This window comes from Psychrobacter sp. 1Y4, assembly GCF_051847555.1.
In genome coordinates, this window is record NZ_JBPYDE010000565.1 from 1 (window position 1) to 701 (window position 701).

The window sequence follows — 701 nt, forward strand, 5'->3', positions numbered from 1 at the left end:
AAATCTTCTTCAGGGCGCGTGGTAAATACTTCACAGCCATTGTCCGTTACGACCATCGTATGCTCCCACTGAGCAGACAGTTTGCGGTCTTTGGTAATCGCTGTCCACTCATCTGGCAAGATCTTAGTTTGCCATGTGCCTTGGTTAATCATAGGCTCGATGGTAAAGGTCATACCTGTTTTTAGCTCAAAACCAGTGCCTTTTTTGCCATAATGCATGACTTGTGGCTCGTGGTGAAATTCGTTACTAATGCCATGACCGCAGAACTCACGAACGATACTAAAGCGCTCAGGCTCAACCACTGCTTGAATGGCAGCACCAACGTCGCCTAGACGTGCGCCGTTTTTGACCACACTCATGCCAGCATAAAGTGCATCTTGGGCGACTTTGCAAATACGCTGCGCCATGATAGAACCATTGCCAACGATCCACATTTTTGAGGTGTCGCCATAGTAGCCATCTTTGATGACAGTCACATCAATATTGATGATGTCACCATCTTTGAGTAGCTTGCTTTCCGTTGGGATACCATGGCAGACCACGTGGTTGACTGACGTACAAATAGATTTTGGGAAGCCATTGTAGTTAAGCGGCGCAGGAATGGCCTTTTGCACATTAACGATATAGTCATGAGCGATTTGGTTAAGCGCTTCGGTACTGACGCCAACTTTGACGTGCTCGTCGAGCATTACCAGAACATC

Annotated in this window: 1 protein-coding gene; it reads right to left on the bottom strand. The window is 47.2% G+C overall.

Annotated elements, in window-relative coordinates; genetic code table 11:
- Nucleotides 1-701, bottom strand: a 701-nt coding sequence (gene map / locus ACS8FC_RS17585) for a type I methionyl aminopeptidase (protein WP_439297737.1), incomplete at both ends; no start/stop codon positions are given.